Below are 16,875 nucleotides of genomic sequence, written 5' to 3' on the forward strand. Positions count from 1 at the left end.
TCTGCCTCCTTCCTTAAGCCATTGTCGGCTTATCCGCAGTGTGAATATTAACCGCTGATTCCGAGTTCTCTTTCACGCAAAACGGTTTTGGCACGAGCTATTTCCTTCCGCACATCACGAATGCGAGTCGGATTATCCAGTTGACCCGTTGCCAGTTGGAAACGAAGGTTGAACAGTTCTTCTTTGAAGCCTGCAACTTTTTGTTCAAGCTCAGCAGAGGTTAGGTTGCGAAATTCACTAGCTTTCATTTGCTTCACCACCCACTTCTTCGCGTTTCACGAACTTCGTTTTAACTGGGAGTTTGTGAGCAGCGAGGCGCATTGCTTCACGTGCGATTTCTTCCGGAACGCCGGCAAGTTCGAACATGATTTTACCTGGTTTGACAACCGCTACCCATTTCTCTACGTTACCTTTACCGCTACCCATCCGTACTTCGAGCGGCTTTTGCGTGATTGGCTTATGTGGGAAGATCTTGATCCACACTTTACCACCCCGTTTGATGTAACGGGTCATCGCAATACGAGCAGCCTCGATTTGACGGTTAGTAATCCATGAAGGTTCAAGAGCTTGAAGGCCGTATTCGCCGAAAGCGACTTCCGTTCCGCCTTTTGCTTTGCCTCTCATGTTACCGCGTTGTTGCTTACGGTGTTTGACGCGTTTTGGTACCAACATGTTTAGTTGCCTCCTTCCGTAGCAGCTTTCTTCTTAGCAGTTGGAAGGACTTCACCGCGATAGATCCACACTTTTACGCCGATGCGGCCGTAAGTCGTGTGTGCTTCAGCTGTGCCGTAGTCGATGTCTGCGCGCAGCGTATGAAGCGGAACCGTACCTTCGCTGTAACCTTCCGTACGTGCGATCTCAGCGCCGCCAAGGCGACCGCTAACCGACGTTTTGATACCTTTAGCGCCCGAACGCATCGTGCGTTGGATCGCTTGTTTCAGTGCACGGCGGAACGAAGTCCGGCGCTCAAGCTGTTGTGCGATGCTTTCCGCTACGAGGATAGCGTCGAGATCAGCTTGTTTGATTTCCGTGATGTTAATATGCACTTTTTTGCCGTTCGTGATTTTAGCGAGTTGGTTGCGGAGGTTTTCAACTTCCGAACCGCCTTTGCCGATAACCATGCCTGGTTTCGCCGTGTTGATCGTTACGTTGACGCGGTTAGCGGCACGCTCGATCTCAATGCGGGAAACGGCTGCGTCTTTCAGCTTGTTCTTCAGGTATTCACGAATTTTAACGTCTTCGATAAGAAGATCGCCGAAATCTTTACCTGCAAACCACTTGGATTCCCAGTCACGAATGATCCCGATACGGAGACCGACTGGATTTACCTTTTGACCCACACGTTTTCCCTCCTTATTTCTCAGATACGATCAAAGTGATATGGCTCGTACGTTTGTTGATACGGCTTGCGCGACCCATTGCGCGCGGACGGAACCGCTTCAACGTAGGACCTTGGTTCACGTATACTTGCTCGATTACCAGCTTGTTAACGTCCAACTGGTAGTTATGCTCCGCATTTGCGATAGCGGAGTTCAGAAGCTTCTCCACGATTGGGGAAGCGGACTTTGGCGTGTGACGCAAAATCGCGATCGCCTCACCAACCTTCTTGCCGCGAATCAAATCAACGACCAGTTGGGCTTTACGAGGTGCGATACGAACGAAATTAGCTTGCGCTTTCGCTTGTGCCATGGATGAACCTCCTCTCGTAACATAGAGTCACACCGTTAATTAACGGCGACCCGTTTTCTTATCGTCACCGTCGTGGCCTTTGTACGTACGCGTTGGAGCGAACTCGCCGAACTTGTGTCCGACCATGTCCTCCGTTACGTATACTGGCACGTGTTTGCGACCGTCATATACAGCCAGCGTGTGGCCGATGAATTGCGGGAAAATAGTCGAGCGACGGGACCACGTCTTGATCACGACTTTCTTGTTCGCTGCGTTCAGCTCTTCAACTTTCTTGAGCAGGTAACCGTCGATGAACGGACCTTTCTTCAAACTGCGACCCATGGATGATCCTCCCTTCACTTAACGTGCGCGTGACGGTTACCCGTCACGCAGATCTTATCAAGCACTCATTACTTCGTACGACGACGAATAATGTATTGGCTCGATGCTTTCTTTTTCTTGCGGGTTTTGAAGCCCAGCGTTGGTTTGCCCCAAGGGGACATTGGCGATTTGCGACCGATTGGAGCGCGACCTTCGCCACCACCGTGCGGGTGATCGTTCGGGTTCATGACGACGCCGCGAACTTCTGGACGCTTGCCGAGCCAACGGGAACGGCCAGCTTTACCAATTTTCACGAGCTCATGATCTTCGTTGCCTACGGTACCAACCGTAGCACGGCACTTCTTGAGAATACGGCGCGTTTCGCCGGACGTCAGACGAATAACAGCGTACTCGTCTTCTTTACCGAGCAATTGAGCTTCCGTACCTGCTGCACGCACGAGCTGACCGCCTTTACCAGGCTTCATCTCGATGTTGTGGATAATGGTACCGACCGGAATGTTCTCAAGCGGCAACGAGTTACCGATTTTGATATCCGCTTCTGGACCGGACATGATTTGGTCGCCAACTTTCAGACCTTTAGGCGCGATGATGTAGCGTTTCTCGCCGTCTGCATAGTTGATCAGTGCGATGTTCGACGTACGGTTTGGATCGTACTCGATCGTCGCTACGCGGCCAACGATACCATCCTTAGTACGTTTGAAGTCGATGATACGGTATTTACGTTTGTGTCCGCCGCCGTGGTGACGAACCGTAATTTTACCTTGGTTGTTGCGGCCTGCTTTCTTCGAAAGCGGAGCAAGCAACGATTTCTCCGGCACGTTAGTCGTGATCTCTTCGAACGTCGAGACAGACATAGCGCGACGAGCCGGGGATGTCGGTTTATACTTCTTAACTGGCACTTGGTTTCCCTCCTATCTTCAAGTTTATACAGAAGCCTCGAAGAACTCGAGTTCTTTGCTTTCGGCGCTCAGTTGAACGATCGCCTTTTTCCACTCAGACGTATATCCGTTATGACGGCCATAACGCTTCGGTTTAGCCGGTACGCGCATCGTGTTCACGCTGTCGACCTTCACTTTGAAGATTTGCTCGACTGCGCTTTTGATTTCCGTTTTATTAGCACGGATGTCAACTTCAAAGACATAACGCTTGTTAGCCATGAAGTCGCTGGTGCGTTCCGTAATAACCGGGCGCTTGATAATATCGCGTGGGTTCTTCATTACGCAAGCACCTCCTGAACTTTCTCTACGGCTTCTTTCGTGATGATCAGTTTGTCGTATTGCAGTACGTCAAGCACGTTAATGCCTTCAGCTGCAACGAACTTCACACCTGGAATGTTACGCGCCGACAACGCTACGTTGTCTTCGTAGTTAGCCGTAACTACGAGCGCTTTGCGAGCCACCTTCAAGTTGTTCAGGATAGCTGCGAATTCCTTCGTTTTCGGCGTTGCCAACGTCAGTTGATCCAGAACAACGATCTCGTTGCCGATCACTTTCGTGGACAGAGCCGATCTGATCGCCAGACGGCGAACTTTTCTTGGAAGCTTGAATGCGTAGCTGCGTGGAGTCGGTCCGAATACCGTACCACCGCCAACCCATTGTGGAGCGCGGATCGAACCTTGACGAGCGCGACCAGTGCCTTTTTGTTTCCAAGGTTTGCGGCCGCCGCCGCGAACTTCCGAACGTCCTTTAGTCTTATGCGTACCACGGCGCTCTGCAGCTTGTTGCAGAAGCACTGCGCTGTGCAGTACGTGCGAGTTCGGCTGGATGCCGAATACGCTGTCCGCGAGCTCAACTTCGCCTACTTGCGAGCCGCTCACGTTGTAAAGAGCTACTTTAGGCATAGCTAGTTCCTCCTTTCTTTAGAAACGATTATTTCTTCACCGTCAATTTGACTTTAACGAGTGCATTCTTAGGACCTGGGATCGAACCTTTAACCAAGATTACGTTGCGCTCTGCATCAACGCGTACAACTTCGAGGTTTTGGATCGTAACCGTCTCAGAACCCATATGGCCTGGAAGGTGTTTACCTTTTGGTACGCGGTTCGCTTGGATGGAACCCATCGAACCTGGACCACGGTGGTAACGCGAGCCGTGAGACATAGGACCCGTGCTTTGTCCCCAACGTTTAATCGTACCTTGGAAACCTTTACCCTTCGAAATACCCGTTACGTCAACAAATTCGCCTTCCGTGAACAGGTCAGCCTTAACGACTTGGCCAACTTCATATTCGCCGAGGTTGATACCGCGAATTTCACGAATGTAGCGCTTAGGAGCCGTATTGGCTTTTTTCGCGTGGCCGATTGCCGGCTTCGTTGCGTTCTTTTCTTTCTTATCCGAGAAACCAAGTTGAACAGCTTCGTAGCCGTCGTTTTCTTGGTCTTTCTTTTGCAGGACGACGTTCGGGCCAGCTTCGATTACCGTTACAGGAATTACGTTGCCTTCAGCCGTAAACACTTGCGTCATGCCGAGTTTTTTACCTAAGATACCCTTCATGTTGACACCTCTTTTCCTTTGTTACTCTATCGTTTGGGTCTTACAGTTTGATTTCGATATCTACACCGGATGGCAGGTCGAGTCGCATCAGTGCATCAACCGTTTGCGGCGTTGGGTTTACAATGTCGATCAGACGCTTGTGCGTGCGCATTTCGAATTGTTCCCGGGAATCCTTGTACTTGTGTACCGCGCGGAGAACGGTGATGATTTGCTTTTCCGTAGGAAGCGGAATCGGACCGGATACACCTGCACCGGATCGCTTTGCTGTTTCCACGATTTTCTCAGCGGATTGGTCAAGAATTCTATGATCGTATGCTTTCAAGCGAATACGAATCTTTTGCTTTGCCATATAAGTCCCTCCTTCTATCGCCCAATTTTTATCGGACATACTCCGTGAGAAAACCCGCTCACTTGCCCCATGGCAAAGGGGCCGGGTGTGTCGGCAACCTCTCACATCATCGCAACGTCACAGAACAACAATCAATATTATATCGAAACATTCGGGCGAATGCAACAGAAAGTTATTCATTACGTCATTTCCATTTAATTAAAAATGTCGTCGTTTAACCAGCGTACAATTAAACAACGACATTCATAAATTAATTCGGATTATCCAAGCACGACACGGTCGTCTGCCAGCTTGCGGCCGCTGATCCGTTCGAACTCGCCAAGCAGCTTCTCAACCGTCAGCTCTTTCTTTTGCTTTGCATCTACATCTAATATAATGCGTCCTTTGTCCATCATAATAAGACGATTGCCAAGCTTGATCGCTTGCTCCATGTTGTGCGTCACCATGAGCGTCGTCAGATTCATCTCGCGGACAAGTGTTTCGGTCAATTGCGTAATCAGTTCAGCCCTTGCCGGGTCGAGTGCAGCGGTATGTTCGTCGAGCAGCAAAATTTGCGGCTTTGTGAATGTCGCCATAAGCAGGCTGAGCGCCTGGCGTTCGCCGCCGGACAACATTCCGACCTTAGCGCGCAGCCGGTTCTCTAAGCCAATGCCGAGCTTGCGCAGCTGCTGCTTGAACAACTCTTTTCTTGCCCGGGTAACGCCGAATTGAAACATCCGGGATTGACCGCGCTTATAGGCCATCGCCATATTTTCCTCAATGGACATATTCGGCGCTGTGCCTGCCATCGGATCTTGGAACACGCGGCCGATCCACTTGGCACGGCGATGCTCGGAGAGCTGTGTAATTGTGCCTCCGTCGATGCTGACTTCTCCCGTATCGGGCTTCATAACGCCGGATATAATATTCATTAGCGTAGACTTACCGGCACCGTTGCTGCCGATTACCGTGACGAAATCGCCCGGATTCAGCTTCAGATCAATGCCGATCAACGCGATTTTCTCATCTACCGTACCAGGGTTAAACAGCTTGGATACTTTCGAAATTTCAATCATTGCGGTGCCCCTCCTTTCGTCAGCGCAGGGCCGGACGATTGGGACAGCAATTGCGCCGAGCGTTTGCGCGCATTTGCCTTCTGCTTCATATGTTTCCTTACAGACGGGAACACGAGCGCAATAATAACGATGAGCGCTGTAATCAGCTTCAAATCGGATGTATCTAACCATTCAATGCGAAGCGCAATAGCTACAATAACACGATATAGAATCGAACCAAGCACAACGGCAAGTGTAGCGCGGATAACACTCTTTGCACCGAACACTGCCTCGCCGATTATGACGGATGCGAGTCCGATGACGATCATTCCGATACCCATCGAAATGTCGGCAAAGCCGCTTTGCTGAGCAATCAATGCACCCGATAGTGCGACAAGGCCATTCGATAGGCTAATGCCGATAATTTTCGTTATATCGGTATTGGCACCGAAGCTGCGGATCATTCTTGCATTATCGCCCGTTGCACGTAAACTTAATCCCTGATCCGTATGCAAATATACATCAAGCAGAACTTTAATTGCAATAACGATTACTGGCATAATAGCCAATACCGCAACACCTGTAAAAATCGTTTCTTCCTTAATAAGAGAAATGTTCGGTCTTCCCATAATGCGCAAGTTGATCGAATACAACGCAATCATCATCAGAATACCAGATAACAGGCCATTGATCTTCCCCTTCGTATGCAGCAGCCCCGTACAAGCACCGGCAGCCATACCGCCTGCGAATGCTGCAATGCTCGCCACCCATGGCGAAGAGCCATGCGTGATCATATAAGCTGCGATACCAGCCCCCGTCGTAAAGCTTCCGTCAACCGTCAGATCCGGAAAGTCTAATATACGAAACGTAATATATACGCCGAGTGCCATTAATGCATACATAAGACCAAGCTCAGTAGGACCCCATAACAACGAATCCAACATTACGATCCCTCCATCTTCATAAATAAAGCGGGGCAACACGAAGACCGCATCACCCCGCTTAATCCATCTATACTTACTTAATAATGTTGTTCTCTTGATCTTTCACTTGTGCCTTCATCGCATCCGTAATCGTAATGCCTTGCGCTGCAGCTGCTTTTTCATTCAAGATCAGATCAAGCTTGTCCGGTACCGTAATTTTCATATCGCCCGGTTTTTTTCCGTTTTTCAAAATCTCCGCTGCCATCTGGCCGACTTGATAGCCATGGTCATAATATTTGAAGCCAACCGTAGCAAACGAGCCATTCTCCACTGTATCACGGTCGCTCGAGAAGAGCGGTAGATGTTTATCATTTGCCGTCTGTACGACAGCGTCAAAACCGTTAACCACCATGTTGTCGAGCGTTACATACAAAGCATCTACACGGCCCACGAGCGAGTCGGCAGCTTGTTTAACCTCGGACGTATTCGTAACTGGTGCTTTCACCAGCTCGATTCCGTATTTCGCAAGTTCTTTCTTCGCGATATCCGCCATAACGACTGCGTTCGTCTCGCCTTCATTAATAATGAGGCCGAGCTTCTTCACGTTCGGGAAGTCCGTCGAGATAAATTTCATCAATTGCGCAATAGCCTCAGGGTTCGTATCCGATGCCCCGCTGACATTGCCCCCTGGCTGGTCCATGCTGCTAACGATATCAGCCGCTACCGGATCCGTTACAGCAGCGAACAATACTGGCGTATCTTTCACTTGTTGAACGACCGCTTGTGCCGATGGCGTTGCAATTGCCAGGACGAGATCGTCTTTATCGCCGGCAATCTTCTGTGCAATGGACAGATTGTTCGTCTGATCGCCTTGCGCATTGTTATAATCGATTTTCAGGTTTGTGCCTTCTACAAGCCCCGCATCTTTCAACGCCGCAATAAAACCTTCGCGTGTTGCGTCAAGTGCCGGATGCTCGACGATCTGCGAGATACCGATCTTGTAAGTCTTCTCAGCGCTTCCCGCATTCGTACTTTCATTACTGCCATTCGAATCGGTTGGTTTGCTTCCGCAACCTGCGGAAACGAGCAGCGTTGCTGCCAATACGAGTGAACCCCATGCTCTCTTGCTGAACAAAATGAACCCCTCCTGATGTATGTGTCTCTTCGAGCATAGACAATACGTACATTCCTGTTTTTTACACAAGAATGACACGGTTTTTGCTTATATTAATACTACTTGTTGAATGTTTATATCGTCAATATTAAGAATTTACATTTTATTAATGGTAAAATACACCATAAAAATATTTACCATCCATGTATATATAAAACAAAAAAGCCTCAAGTCATATAAATGACTTGAGGCTTTCGTCAATGCATTACGGCGTTACCGCTGCAAGGCATTATTTTTGGATCGATGCAACTGCACCAGCGCCTACCGTACGGCCGCCTTCGCGGATAGCGAAACGCGTGCCTTCTTCGATAGCGATTGGAGCGATCAGTTCAACCGTAACTTCGATGTTATCGCCTGGCATTACCATCTCCGTACCTTCTGGCAGGTTGATGATGCCCGTAACGTCAGTCGTACGGAAGTAGAATTGTGGACGGTAGCCCGTGAAGAAAGGCTTGTGACGGCCACCTTCTTCTTTAGTCAGAACGTAGATTTGAGCCGTGAAGTTCGTGTGTGGTTTAACGGAACCTGGCTTTGCCAGAACTTGACCACGCTCGATGTCTTTACGGTCAACACCGCGAAGCAGTGCGCCTACGTTGTCGCCAGCTTGAGCGGAGTCAAGCAGTTTGCGGAACATCTCAACACCCGTACAAACGGATTTGCGAGTTTCTTCTTGCAGACCGATGATTTCTACTTCGTCGCCGACTTTGATTACACCGCGCTCTACGCGACCTGTAGCAACCGTACCACGACCCGTGATCGTGAACACGTCCTCGACTGGCATCAGGAACGGTTTTTCCGTGTCGCGCTCAGGCGTAGGGATGTAGCTGTCAATTGCTTCGAACAGCTCGATGATTTTGTCAGCCCAAGGGCCATCTGGGTTTGCCAGAGCTTCACGAGCAGCGCCACGGATGATTGGCGTGTCGTCGCCTGGGAACTCATACTCGCTCAGAAGGTCGCGAACTTCCATCTCAACGAGCTCGAGGAGCTCTTCGTCTTCAACCATGTCGCATTTGTTCAGGAATACGACGATGTAAGGAACGCCTACTTGGCGGGAGAGCAGGATGTGCTCGCGCGTTTGTGGCATTGGGCCGTCAGCTGCGGATACGACGAGGATAGCGCCGTCCATTTGTGCTGCACCCGTGATCATGTTTTTAACGTAGTCGGCGTGACCTGGGCAGTCAACGTGTGCGTAGTGACGGTTAGGCGTCTCGTACTCAACGTGAGCTGTCGAGATCGTGATACCGCGCTCGCGCTCTTCTGGAGCTTTGTCGATTTGGTCGAATGCTACAGCAGCACCGCCGTATTTTTTCGACAGTACCGTCGTGATTGCAGCCGTAGTCGTCGTTTTACCGTGGTCGACGTGACCGATCGTACCGATGTTAACGTGCGGTTTATTACGTTCAAATTTAGCCTTACCCATTGAACATGTGCCTCCTTAAATAAATATAATTTGTAGTGTGTATGTGATGGTATCCGCGGCTTACGACTTGTCGCGCAAGCCGCAAGACAACCAAGTAAACCTTATCCCTAAGCCATTACCCTTAGAACGTTAGACTTAAGCGCCTTTGTTCTTCGCGATGATTGCTTCGGAGATCGAACGTGGAACTTCCTCATAGTGAGACAGTTCCATCGAGAATACCCCGCGTCCTTGCGTACCCGAACGGAGAACCGTCGAGTAACCGAACATTTCTGCAAGAGGTACCTTCGCACGAACGATCAAAGAGCCGTGTTTCGTGTCCGAACCTTCGATGCGGCCGCGACGGGAGCTAAGCATACCCATTACGTCACCCATGTACTCTTCCGGAACACTAACTTCGACTTTCATGATTGGCTCAAGCAGTACAGGGGAACATTTCTCCTTAGCTGCTTTAAGCGCCATCGATCCAGCAATTTTGAACGCCATCTCCGAGGAGTCAACGTCATGGTACGAACCATCGACAACAGTTGCTTTGATGTCAACAAGCGGGAAGCCTGCGAGGACACCATTTTTCATCGATTCTTCGATACCAGCTTGGATAGGTCCGATGAACTCACGAGGAATGGAACCACCCACCGTTTTGTTCTCGAACGTGAAGCCTGCGCCTGGCTCTTGTGGTTCGAACTCAACCCAGCAATGACCGAACTGGCCACGACCGCCGGATTGGCGAACGAACTTACCTTCTACCTTAGCAGCAACTTTGAAAGTCTCACGGTAAGCTACCTGTGGTGCGCCTACGTTCGTTTCGACTTTAAATTCACGAAGCATACGGTCAACGAGGATCTCCAAGTGGAGCTCGCCCATACCCGCGATGATCGTTTGACCAGTTTCTTCGTCCGTGTGAGCGCGGAACGTCGGATCTTCTTCAGCGAGCTTCTGAAGCGCGATACCCATTTTGTCTTGGTCAGCCTTAGTCTTAGGCTCAACCGCGAGTTGGATAACTGGCTCTGGGAAGTTCATCGACTCAAGAATTACCGGGTTCTTCTCGTCGCACAGCGTGTCGCCGGTCGTCGTATCTTTCAGACCTACTGCAGCCGCGATATCACCGGAGTAAACTTCGCTGATCTCTTGACGGCTGTTAGCGTGCATCTGAAGGATACGGCCAACCCGTTCACGTTTACCTTTCGTTGCATTCACAACATACGAACCGGAGCTCAATACACCGGAATATACGCGGAAGAACGTCAGTTTACCGACATACGGGTCAGTCATGATTTTGAACGCCAGTGCTGCGAACGGTTGATCGTCAGCCGATTTGCGAGTCGTCTCCGTGCCGTCTTCAAGGGTACCCTTGATGTCAGGAACGTCGATTGGAGCTGGCAAAAAGTCAACGACAGCGTCAAGCATCAACTGAACGCCTTTGTTACGGTAGGAAGAACCGCATACAACTGGGAAGATTTTAACTTCGCAAACGCCCTTACGGAGCGTTGCTTTCAGTTCCGCGATTGTGACTTCTTCACCCTCGAGGTACTTCATCGTCAATTCTTCATCCAGTTCTGCAACTTTCTCTACCAGATCCGCACGGAGCTCTTCGACTTTATCTGCGAGGTCCGCTGGGATTTCGATTTCCTCAGGATCTTTACCGAGGTCATCTTTGTACTTATATGCTTTACGCTCAATCAGATCAATCATGCCGATGAAATCATTCTCAGCACCGATTGGCAATTGGATTGCGACAGCATTGGCTTGAAGACGCTCGCGCATGTCTTTTACGACATTCAGGAAGTCTGCGCCGATAATATCCATTTTGTTGACGTATGCGATCCGTGGAACGCCGTAGCGGTCCGCTTGACGCCATACAGTCTCGGACTGAGGTTCAACGCCCTCTTTCGCACTGAAAACACCTACAGCCCCGTCCAATACACGCAGGGAACGTTCAACTTCAACAGTGAAGTCAACGTGCCCCGGGGTGTCGATAATATTGATGCGGTGACCATTCCATTGAGCAGTCGTCGCAGCAGACGTAATCGTGATGCCGCGCTCCTGCTCTTGCTCCATCCAGTCCATCGTTGCTGCACCTTCGTGCACCTCGCCGATTTTGTGGGTACGGCCCGTGTAGAACAGGATCCGTTCGGTAGTCGTGGTTTTACCAGCGTCAATATGCGCCATAATCCCGATGTTACGCGTATTTTTCAAGGAGAACTCTCTTGCCATGATTATGTCTCCTTCCGATTATACGAATGTGAATCCTACCAACGGTAGTGTGCGAACGCTTTGTTGGCTTCCGCCATTTTGTGCGTGTCTTCGCGTTTTTTAACAGCTGCGCCCGTGTTGTTCGATGCGTCCAGAATTTCAGCAGCCAGACGTTCTACCATCGTTTTCTCACCGCGGTTGCGGGAGTAGTTCACGAGCCAACGAAGACCAAGCGACGTACGGCGCTCTGGTTTCACTTCGATCGGAACTTGATAGTTGGAACCGCCTACGCGGCGAGCTTTAACTTCAAGGACAGGCATGATGTTCTTAATTGCTGCTTCAAAAACTTCCATAGGCTCTTTGCCCGAACGCTCTTGAATCAGTTTGAAAGCATCATACAGCAGCGTTTGTGCAACGCCGCGCTTGCCGTCGATCATAATACGGTTGATGAGGCGAGTTACCAGCTTGCTATTGTACACCGGATCCGGCAGTACATCACGTTTCGTTACAGGACCTTTGCGTGGCATGAGGATGTCCCCCTTTCTTCAATAATGACTATTTGTAGCTTTGTAATAAGCATCTCTGCTTATACGATTATTTCTTCACTTTCGCACGTTTCGTACCGTATTTGGAACGAGCTTGTTTACGGTTGTTAACACCCGCAGTATCAAGCGCGCCGCGCACGATATGGTAACGTACACCCGGAAGGTCTTTTACACGACCGCCACGGATCAATACGACGCTGTGCTCTTGCAAGTTGTGACCGATACCTGGGATGTATGCCGTTACCTCGACTTTGTTCGTCAGACGTACACGGGCATATTTCCGGAGTGCGGAGTTCGGTTTTTTCGGAGTCATTGTACCTACACGAGTGCAGACACCGCGCTTTTGAGGAGCGCTGATGTTCGTAGCCTCACGTTTCAGTGCGTTGAAACCTTTTTGCAGAGCTGGCGATTTCGATTTAACGACTTTCGCTTGACGTCCTTTACGGACCAGCTGGTTAATAGTTGGCATGTTGCCACCCCCTTCCCATATTTGTACCGCTTATGATCTTACTAAAATTAAGCCCACAGATCCAGGCGATTCATAAAGAAACAAAGAAAAATTTCTGTCAGCCCGTTCACTTGAAATAAACTGCCGACAAAAATAACGATTCTCTATTCGTCATCCGAAGAGTCTGGAATGACTGCTGCCATAGCGGCTCCGACATCAATCCCGCAGGTTTCCCCGAGGTCCTTCATCGTCTTCACCCATGTAACTTCAATCCCTGTCTCCCCGCATAACCGGACGATACGGTCCGTCATCCGCGGATCTGCATCTTGAGCGACATAGACGAGTACGGCTTTGCGAAGCTCTACCATCTTCGTCGTTTGCTTCGTGCCGATCTTGTACTGCATGCAATCACCTTTCTTCGTCCTGGCGGACAGGGATCACACGAACAGGCACACTTCGATATATTAGCACCTGACGCCCATTCATGTCAAGGCGTATCACTTGAATTATTACATATATTATTACTGTAAAAATACGGTCTTTCATAAGAAACGGAACCTGCAGACGCCGGCGGACGCCTAAGCGCCTCCCAACGTCCACAGCTTCCGTAAACTTCTAATCGTTCACGTGTCAACGCAGATTAAGATTCAACCGCTACCGATTGATTCTCTGCCGCATTGTCGTTTTCGACAATTTCGTCTTCCAAGCCTGCGAAGCGGATGCTCCGGTAACGAGTCATACCCGTACCAGCCGGAATGAGCTTGCCGATAATGACATTCTCTTTCAAGCCGAGCAATTGGTCGACTTTGCCTTTGATCGCAGCGTCAGTCAATACGCGCGTCGTTTCTTGGAACGATGCAGCCGACAAGAACGAATCCGTCTCGAGAGACGCTTTCGTAATACCGAGGAGAACCGGCTTCGCGACTGCTGGCTCGAGGCCTGCAAGAATCGCATTGCGGTTCGCTGCTTCGTATTCATGAATGTCGACGAACGAACCAGGCAGAAGCGGCGTATCGCCCGCATCGACGATGCGGATTTTGCGAAGCATCTGCTTGATCATAACTTCGACGTGCTTATCGTTAATTTCTACGCCTTGGTTCCGGTAAACGCGCTGAACTTCCTGAAGGATGTAGTTCTGCACGCCGCGGATACCTTTAATACGCAGCATTTCTTTTGGATCGATCGAACCGTCCGTCAATTCGTCACCGGCATCGAGTTTCACGCCTTCGCTTACGCGCAGACGGGAACCATAAGGGACGCTGTACACTTTCGTCTCAGCTTCGCCTTGTACTTCGATTTCGCGGCGGTCTTTGCCGTCGCGAACTTCTTTGACTACGCCGTCGATTTCACTGATCGTCGCTTGACCTTTCGGGTTACGCGCCTCGAAGAGCTCTTGGATACGCGGCAAACCTTGCGTAATATCGTCTCCGGCAACGCCGCCGGTATGGAACGTACGCATGGTGAGCTGCGTGCCCGGCTCGCCGATCGATTGAGCAGCGATGATGCCGACTGCTTCGCCGATTTCAACGAATTTGCCGGTCGCCAAGTTGCGGCCGTAGCACATTTTGCAGACGCCATGACGCGCGCGGCAGCTGAGTACCGAACGGATCTGCAGCGTCTGTACGCCAGCATCGACGATCTCTTCTGCTTTATTCGAATCGATCAGCTCATTGCGGCGGGCAATGACTTCTTTGGTAACCGGATGACGAACGGTTGCGAAGCAATAACGTCCTTCGATACGGTCATACAGATCCTCGATAACTTCTTTGCCGTCGCGGATCTGACTTACGGTGAAGCCTTTATCGGTTCCGCAATCGTCTTCACGGACGATAACGTCCTGAGCTACGTCGACGAGACGACGGGTCAAGTAACCCGAGTCCGCTGTACGGAGGGCTGTATCGGCAAGACCTTTACGCGCACCGTGTGTCGAGATGAAGTACTCGAGGACGGACAGGCCGTCACGGAAGTTCGATTTGATCGGAATTTCAAAGATACGGCCGGATGGCGTTGCCATCAGACCGCGCATACCGCCAAGCTGCGTGATCTGCGATTTGTTACCCCGTGCTTTGGAATCAACCATGAGCATGATGGAGTTCGTGCGTTCCATCGATTTCATGAGCGCTTCCGTCACTTTATCTTTCGCTTTGCCCCAAATCTCGATAACACGGTCATAACGTTCCTCGTCCGTAATTAAACCGCGACGATATTGGTTCGTCACGAGTTTAACCTTCTCATCCGATTCGGTCATGATCTGGTCTTTCTCAACTGGCACCGTTACATCGGATACAGCAACCGTAATACCGGCGCGAGTCGAGTACGTGAAGCCGAGTTTCTTAATTTGGTCGAGGATCATCGACGTTTTGGTCGTTTCATAGATACGGAAGCATTCTGCGATAATGTTACCGAGGTACTCTTTGCCAACGGCTGGTGCCGTCGCGAGTTCCTCTGTGAATTTCGCCAGATCTGCGCCCTTCTCGTAAATGAAGTATTTGTCCGGTGTTCCATGCAGCAAGTTCGCTTTGGAAGCTTCATTGATGAACGGGAACGTATCCGGGAATATTTCATTGAATATAATTTTGCCGACCGTCGTCGACAGAAGAGCATCCTGTTGCTTCTCTGTGAACGACTTCTTGCCAAGTACACGTGCCGGAATGAATACGCGAGCATGCAGTCCAGCCGCACCGCGTTGATAAGCGGATACTGCCTCGTTAACGGAGGCGAATACTAGACCAGTGCCTTTGGTTTCCTTGTTGTCGAACGTCAAGTAGTAGCTGCCGAGAACCATATCCTGGGATGGCGTTACGACCGGCTTGCCGTCTTTCGGGTTCAAGATGTTGCCCGAAGCCAGCATGAGCAGACGAGCTTCCGCTTGTGCTTCAGCAGACAATGGAACGTGAACGGCCATTTGGTCACCGTCGAAGTCGGCGTTGTATGCCGTACAAACGAGCGGATGAAGACGGATTGCCTTGCCTTCTACCAGAATTGGCTCGAACGCTTGAATGCCGAGACGGTGAAGCGTAGGGGCACGGTTCAAGAGAACCGGGTGCTCCTTAATAACTTCTTCGAGAACATCCCATACTTCCGCGCTTACGCGTTCGACTTTGCGTTTCGCACTCTTGATGTTATGAGCGAGGCCCTTGTTGACAAGCTCTTTCATTACGAAAGGCTTGAACAGCTCAAGCGCCATATCTTTCGGCAGACCGCATTGATACATTTTCAAATACGGACCTACAACGATAACCGAACGACCGGAGTAGTCAACCCGTTTACCGAGCAAGTTCTGACGGAAACGTCCTTGTTTACCTTTCAGCATATGGCTGAGCGATTTAAGAGGACGGTTACCCGGACCCGTGACCGGACGGCCGCGACGGCCGTTGTCGATTAGCGCGTCGACTGCTTCTTGCAGCATCCGCTTCTCGTTCTGCACGATAATGTCTGGAGCGCCGAGGTCAAGCAGACGCTTCAAACGGTTGTTCCGGTTAATTACACGACGATACAGATCGTTAAGGTCAGACGTTGCGAAACGTCCGCCGTCGAGCTGAACCATCGGACGAAGCTCCGGCGGAATAACCGGGAGCACGTCGAGAATCATCCAATCCGGACGATTGCCCGAACTTTTGAAAGCCTCGATTACTTCCAGACGCTTAATCGCGCGGTTGCGGCGTTGGCCTTGAGCCGTGCGCAGGTCTTCTTTCAAAGTATCGAGTTCTTTCTCCAGATCGATGTCCTGCAGCAACTTCTTAACAGCTTCTGCACCCATCCCTGCTTGGAAACCATAGCCGTACTTCTCACGATAGCTGCGGTATTCTTTCTCAGACAGCAGCTGTTTCTTCTCAAGCGGCGTTTCGCCTGGATCCGTTACAACATAAGATGCGAAGTAAATGATCTCTTCCAGCGAGCGCGGCGACATATCAAGTGCCAGGCCCATCCGGCTTGGAATGCCTTTGAAATACCAAATGTGGGATACCGGAGCGGCGAGCTCGATATGGCCCATCCGCTCACGGCGCACTTTCGAGCGCGTTACTTCGACGCCGCAACGATCGCAGACGACGCCTTTGTAACGTACCCGTTTATATTTGCCGCAATGGCATTCCCAGTCTTTCGTTGGTCCGAAAATCTTCTCGCAGAAGAGGCCTTCCTTCTCCGGCTTCAACGTCCTGTAGTTGATGGTTTCCGGTTTTTTCACTTCTCCGCGGGACCACGATCGAATTTTATCGGGAGATGCCAACCCGATCTTCATATACTCGAAGTTGTTCACGTCCAACAAGGAGCAACCCTCCTTCGTCAAGT

Annotated in this window: 19 protein-coding genes; all 19 read right to left on the reverse strand. The window is 50.5% G+C overall.

The features are described from left to right. Nucleotides 1–47: 47 nt before the first annotated feature. Nucleotides 48–248 carry a 50S ribosomal protein L29 gene (gene rpmC / locus PKO01S_RS15870; protein WP_127532420.1) on the reverse strand — a complete coding sequence of 67 codons (201 nt, stop codon included), beginning with the start codon at nucleotides 246–248 and terminating at the stop codon, nucleotides 48–50. Beyond that, the gene (gene rplP, locus PKO01S_RS15875) at nucleotides 238–672 is read right to left on the reverse strand and encodes a 50S ribosomal protein L16 (RefSeq protein WP_110046870.1); all 435 of its coding nucleotides are present in this window, start codon (nucleotides 670–672) and stop codon (nucleotides 238–240) included. Before rplP ends, rpmC begins: the two co-directional genes overlap by 11 nt. Before the next feature lie 2 nt (nucleotides 673–674). Then, nucleotides 675–1,340, reverse strand: coding sequence for a 30S ribosomal protein S3 (gene rpsC, locus PKO01S_RS15880; RefSeq protein WP_127532421.1), 666 nt, complete (start codon nucleotides 1,338–1,340; stop codon nucleotides 675–677). Nucleotides 1,341–1,353: 13 nt separating this feature from the next. Then, nucleotides 1,354–1,689 (reverse strand): 50S ribosomal protein L22, encoded by a 336-nt coding sequence (rplV, locus tag PKO01S_RS15885; protein ID WP_127532422.1) that lies wholly within the window; start codon nucleotides 1,687–1,689, stop codon nucleotides 1,354–1,356. Nucleotides 1,690–1,728: 39 nt separating this feature from the next. Beyond that, a complete protein-coding gene (gene rpsS, locus PKO01S_RS15890; RefSeq protein WP_127532423.1) occupies nucleotides 1,729–2,010 on the reverse strand; it encodes a 30S ribosomal protein S19 in 282 nt (93 codons plus the stop codon). Nucleotides 2,011–2,078: 68 nt separating this feature from the next. Then, on the reverse strand, nucleotides 2,079–2,909 hold the full coding sequence (gene rplB / locus PKO01S_RS15895; protein ID WP_127532424.1) for a 50S ribosomal protein L2: 831 nt from the start codon (nucleotides 2,907–2,909) through the stop codon (nucleotides 2,079–2,081). Between the two features lie 24 nt (nucleotides 2,910–2,933). After that, nucleotides 2,934–3,227, reverse strand: a complete 294-nt coding sequence (gene rplW, locus PKO01S_RS15900) for a 50S ribosomal protein L23 (RefSeq protein WP_127532425.1) — start codon at nucleotides 3,225–3,227, stop codon at nucleotides 2,934–2,936. After that, a complete protein-coding gene (gene rplD / locus PKO01S_RS15905; protein ID WP_127532426.1) occupies nucleotides 3,227–3,850 on the reverse strand; it encodes a 50S ribosomal protein L4 in 624 nt (207 codons plus the stop codon). The genes rplW and rplD overlap by 1 nt, the downstream gene beginning before the upstream one ends. Before the next feature lie 28 nt (nucleotides 3,851–3,878). Further along, nucleotides 3,879–4,502, reverse strand: a complete 624-nt coding sequence (gene rplC, locus PKO01S_RS15910; protein ID WP_127532427.1) for a 50S ribosomal protein L3 — start codon at nucleotides 4,500–4,502, stop codon at nucleotides 3,879–3,881. Between the two features lie 40 nt (nucleotides 4,503–4,542). After that, entirely contained in the window at nucleotides 4,543–4,851 is a 309-nt protein-coding gene (rpsJ, locus tag PKO01S_RS15915) for a 30S ribosomal protein S10 (RefSeq protein ID WP_006037947.1), read from the reverse strand. Between the two features lie 260 nt (nucleotides 4,852–5,111). After that, nucleotides 5,112–5,906: an ABC transporter ATP-binding protein gene (locus tag PKO01S_RS15920; RefSeq protein WP_127532428.1), complete on the reverse strand. Its 795-nt coding sequence runs from the start codon at nucleotides 5,904–5,906 to the stop codon at nucleotides 5,112–5,114. Continuing rightward, nucleotides 5,903–6,829: an ABC transporter permease gene (locus PKO01S_RS15925; protein WP_127532429.1), complete on the reverse strand. Its 927-nt coding sequence runs from the start codon at nucleotides 6,827–6,829 to the stop codon at nucleotides 5,903–5,905. The genes PKO01S_RS15920 and PKO01S_RS15925 overlap by 4 nt, the downstream gene beginning before the upstream one ends. 73 nt (nucleotides 6,830–6,902) lie before the next feature. After that, nucleotides 6,903–7,943: an ABC transporter substrate-binding protein gene (locus PKO01S_RS15930; RefSeq protein ID WP_127532430.1), complete on the reverse strand. Its 1,041-nt coding sequence runs from the start codon at nucleotides 7,941–7,943 to the stop codon at nucleotides 6,903–6,905. A gap of 268 nt (nucleotides 7,944–8,211) precedes the next feature. After that, the gene (gene tuf, locus PKO01S_RS15935; RefSeq protein ID WP_127532431.1) at nucleotides 8,212–9,402 is read right to left on the reverse strand and encodes an elongation factor Tu; all 1,191 of its coding nucleotides are present in this window, start codon (nucleotides 9,400–9,402) and stop codon (nucleotides 8,212–8,214) included. Between the two features lie 135 nt (nucleotides 9,403–9,537). Next, nucleotides 9,538–11,613 (reverse strand): elongation factor G, encoded by a 2,076-nt coding sequence (gene fusA / locus PKO01S_RS15940; protein ID WP_127532432.1) that lies wholly within the window; start codon nucleotides 11,611–11,613, stop codon nucleotides 9,538–9,540. Between the two features lie 35 nt (nucleotides 11,614–11,648). Continuing rightward, entirely contained in the window at nucleotides 11,649–12,119 is a 471-nt protein-coding gene (gene rpsG / locus PKO01S_RS15945) for a 30S ribosomal protein S7 (RefSeq protein ID WP_006037953.1), read from the reverse strand. 67 nt (nucleotides 12,120–12,186) lie between these two features. Further along, nucleotides 12,187–12,606 carry a 30S ribosomal protein S12 gene (gene rpsL, locus PKO01S_RS15950; RefSeq protein WP_006037954.1) on the reverse strand — a complete coding sequence of 140 codons (420 nt, stop codon included), beginning with the start codon at nucleotides 12,604–12,606 and terminating at the stop codon, nucleotides 12,187–12,189. 143 nt (nucleotides 12,607–12,749) lie between these two features. Beyond that, nucleotides 12,750–12,989, reverse strand: coding sequence for a ribosomal L7Ae/L30e/S12e/Gadd45 family protein (locus PKO01S_RS15955; RefSeq protein ID WP_127532433.1), 240 nt, complete (start codon nucleotides 12,987–12,989; stop codon nucleotides 12,750–12,752). Between the two features lie 236 nt (nucleotides 12,990–13,225). Continuing rightward, entirely contained in the window at nucleotides 13,226–16,852 is a 3,627-nt protein-coding gene (gene rpoC, locus PKO01S_RS15960; RefSeq protein WP_127532434.1) for a DNA-directed RNA polymerase subunit beta', read from the reverse strand. Nucleotides 16,853–16,875: the final 23 nt, after the last annotated feature.

It is taken from the genome of Paenibacillus kobensis NBRC 15729 (genome assembly GCF_004000825.1).
Lineage (GTDB): Bacteria > Bacillota > Bacilli > Paenibacillales > Paenibacillaceae > Paenibacillus_T > Paenibacillus_T kobensis.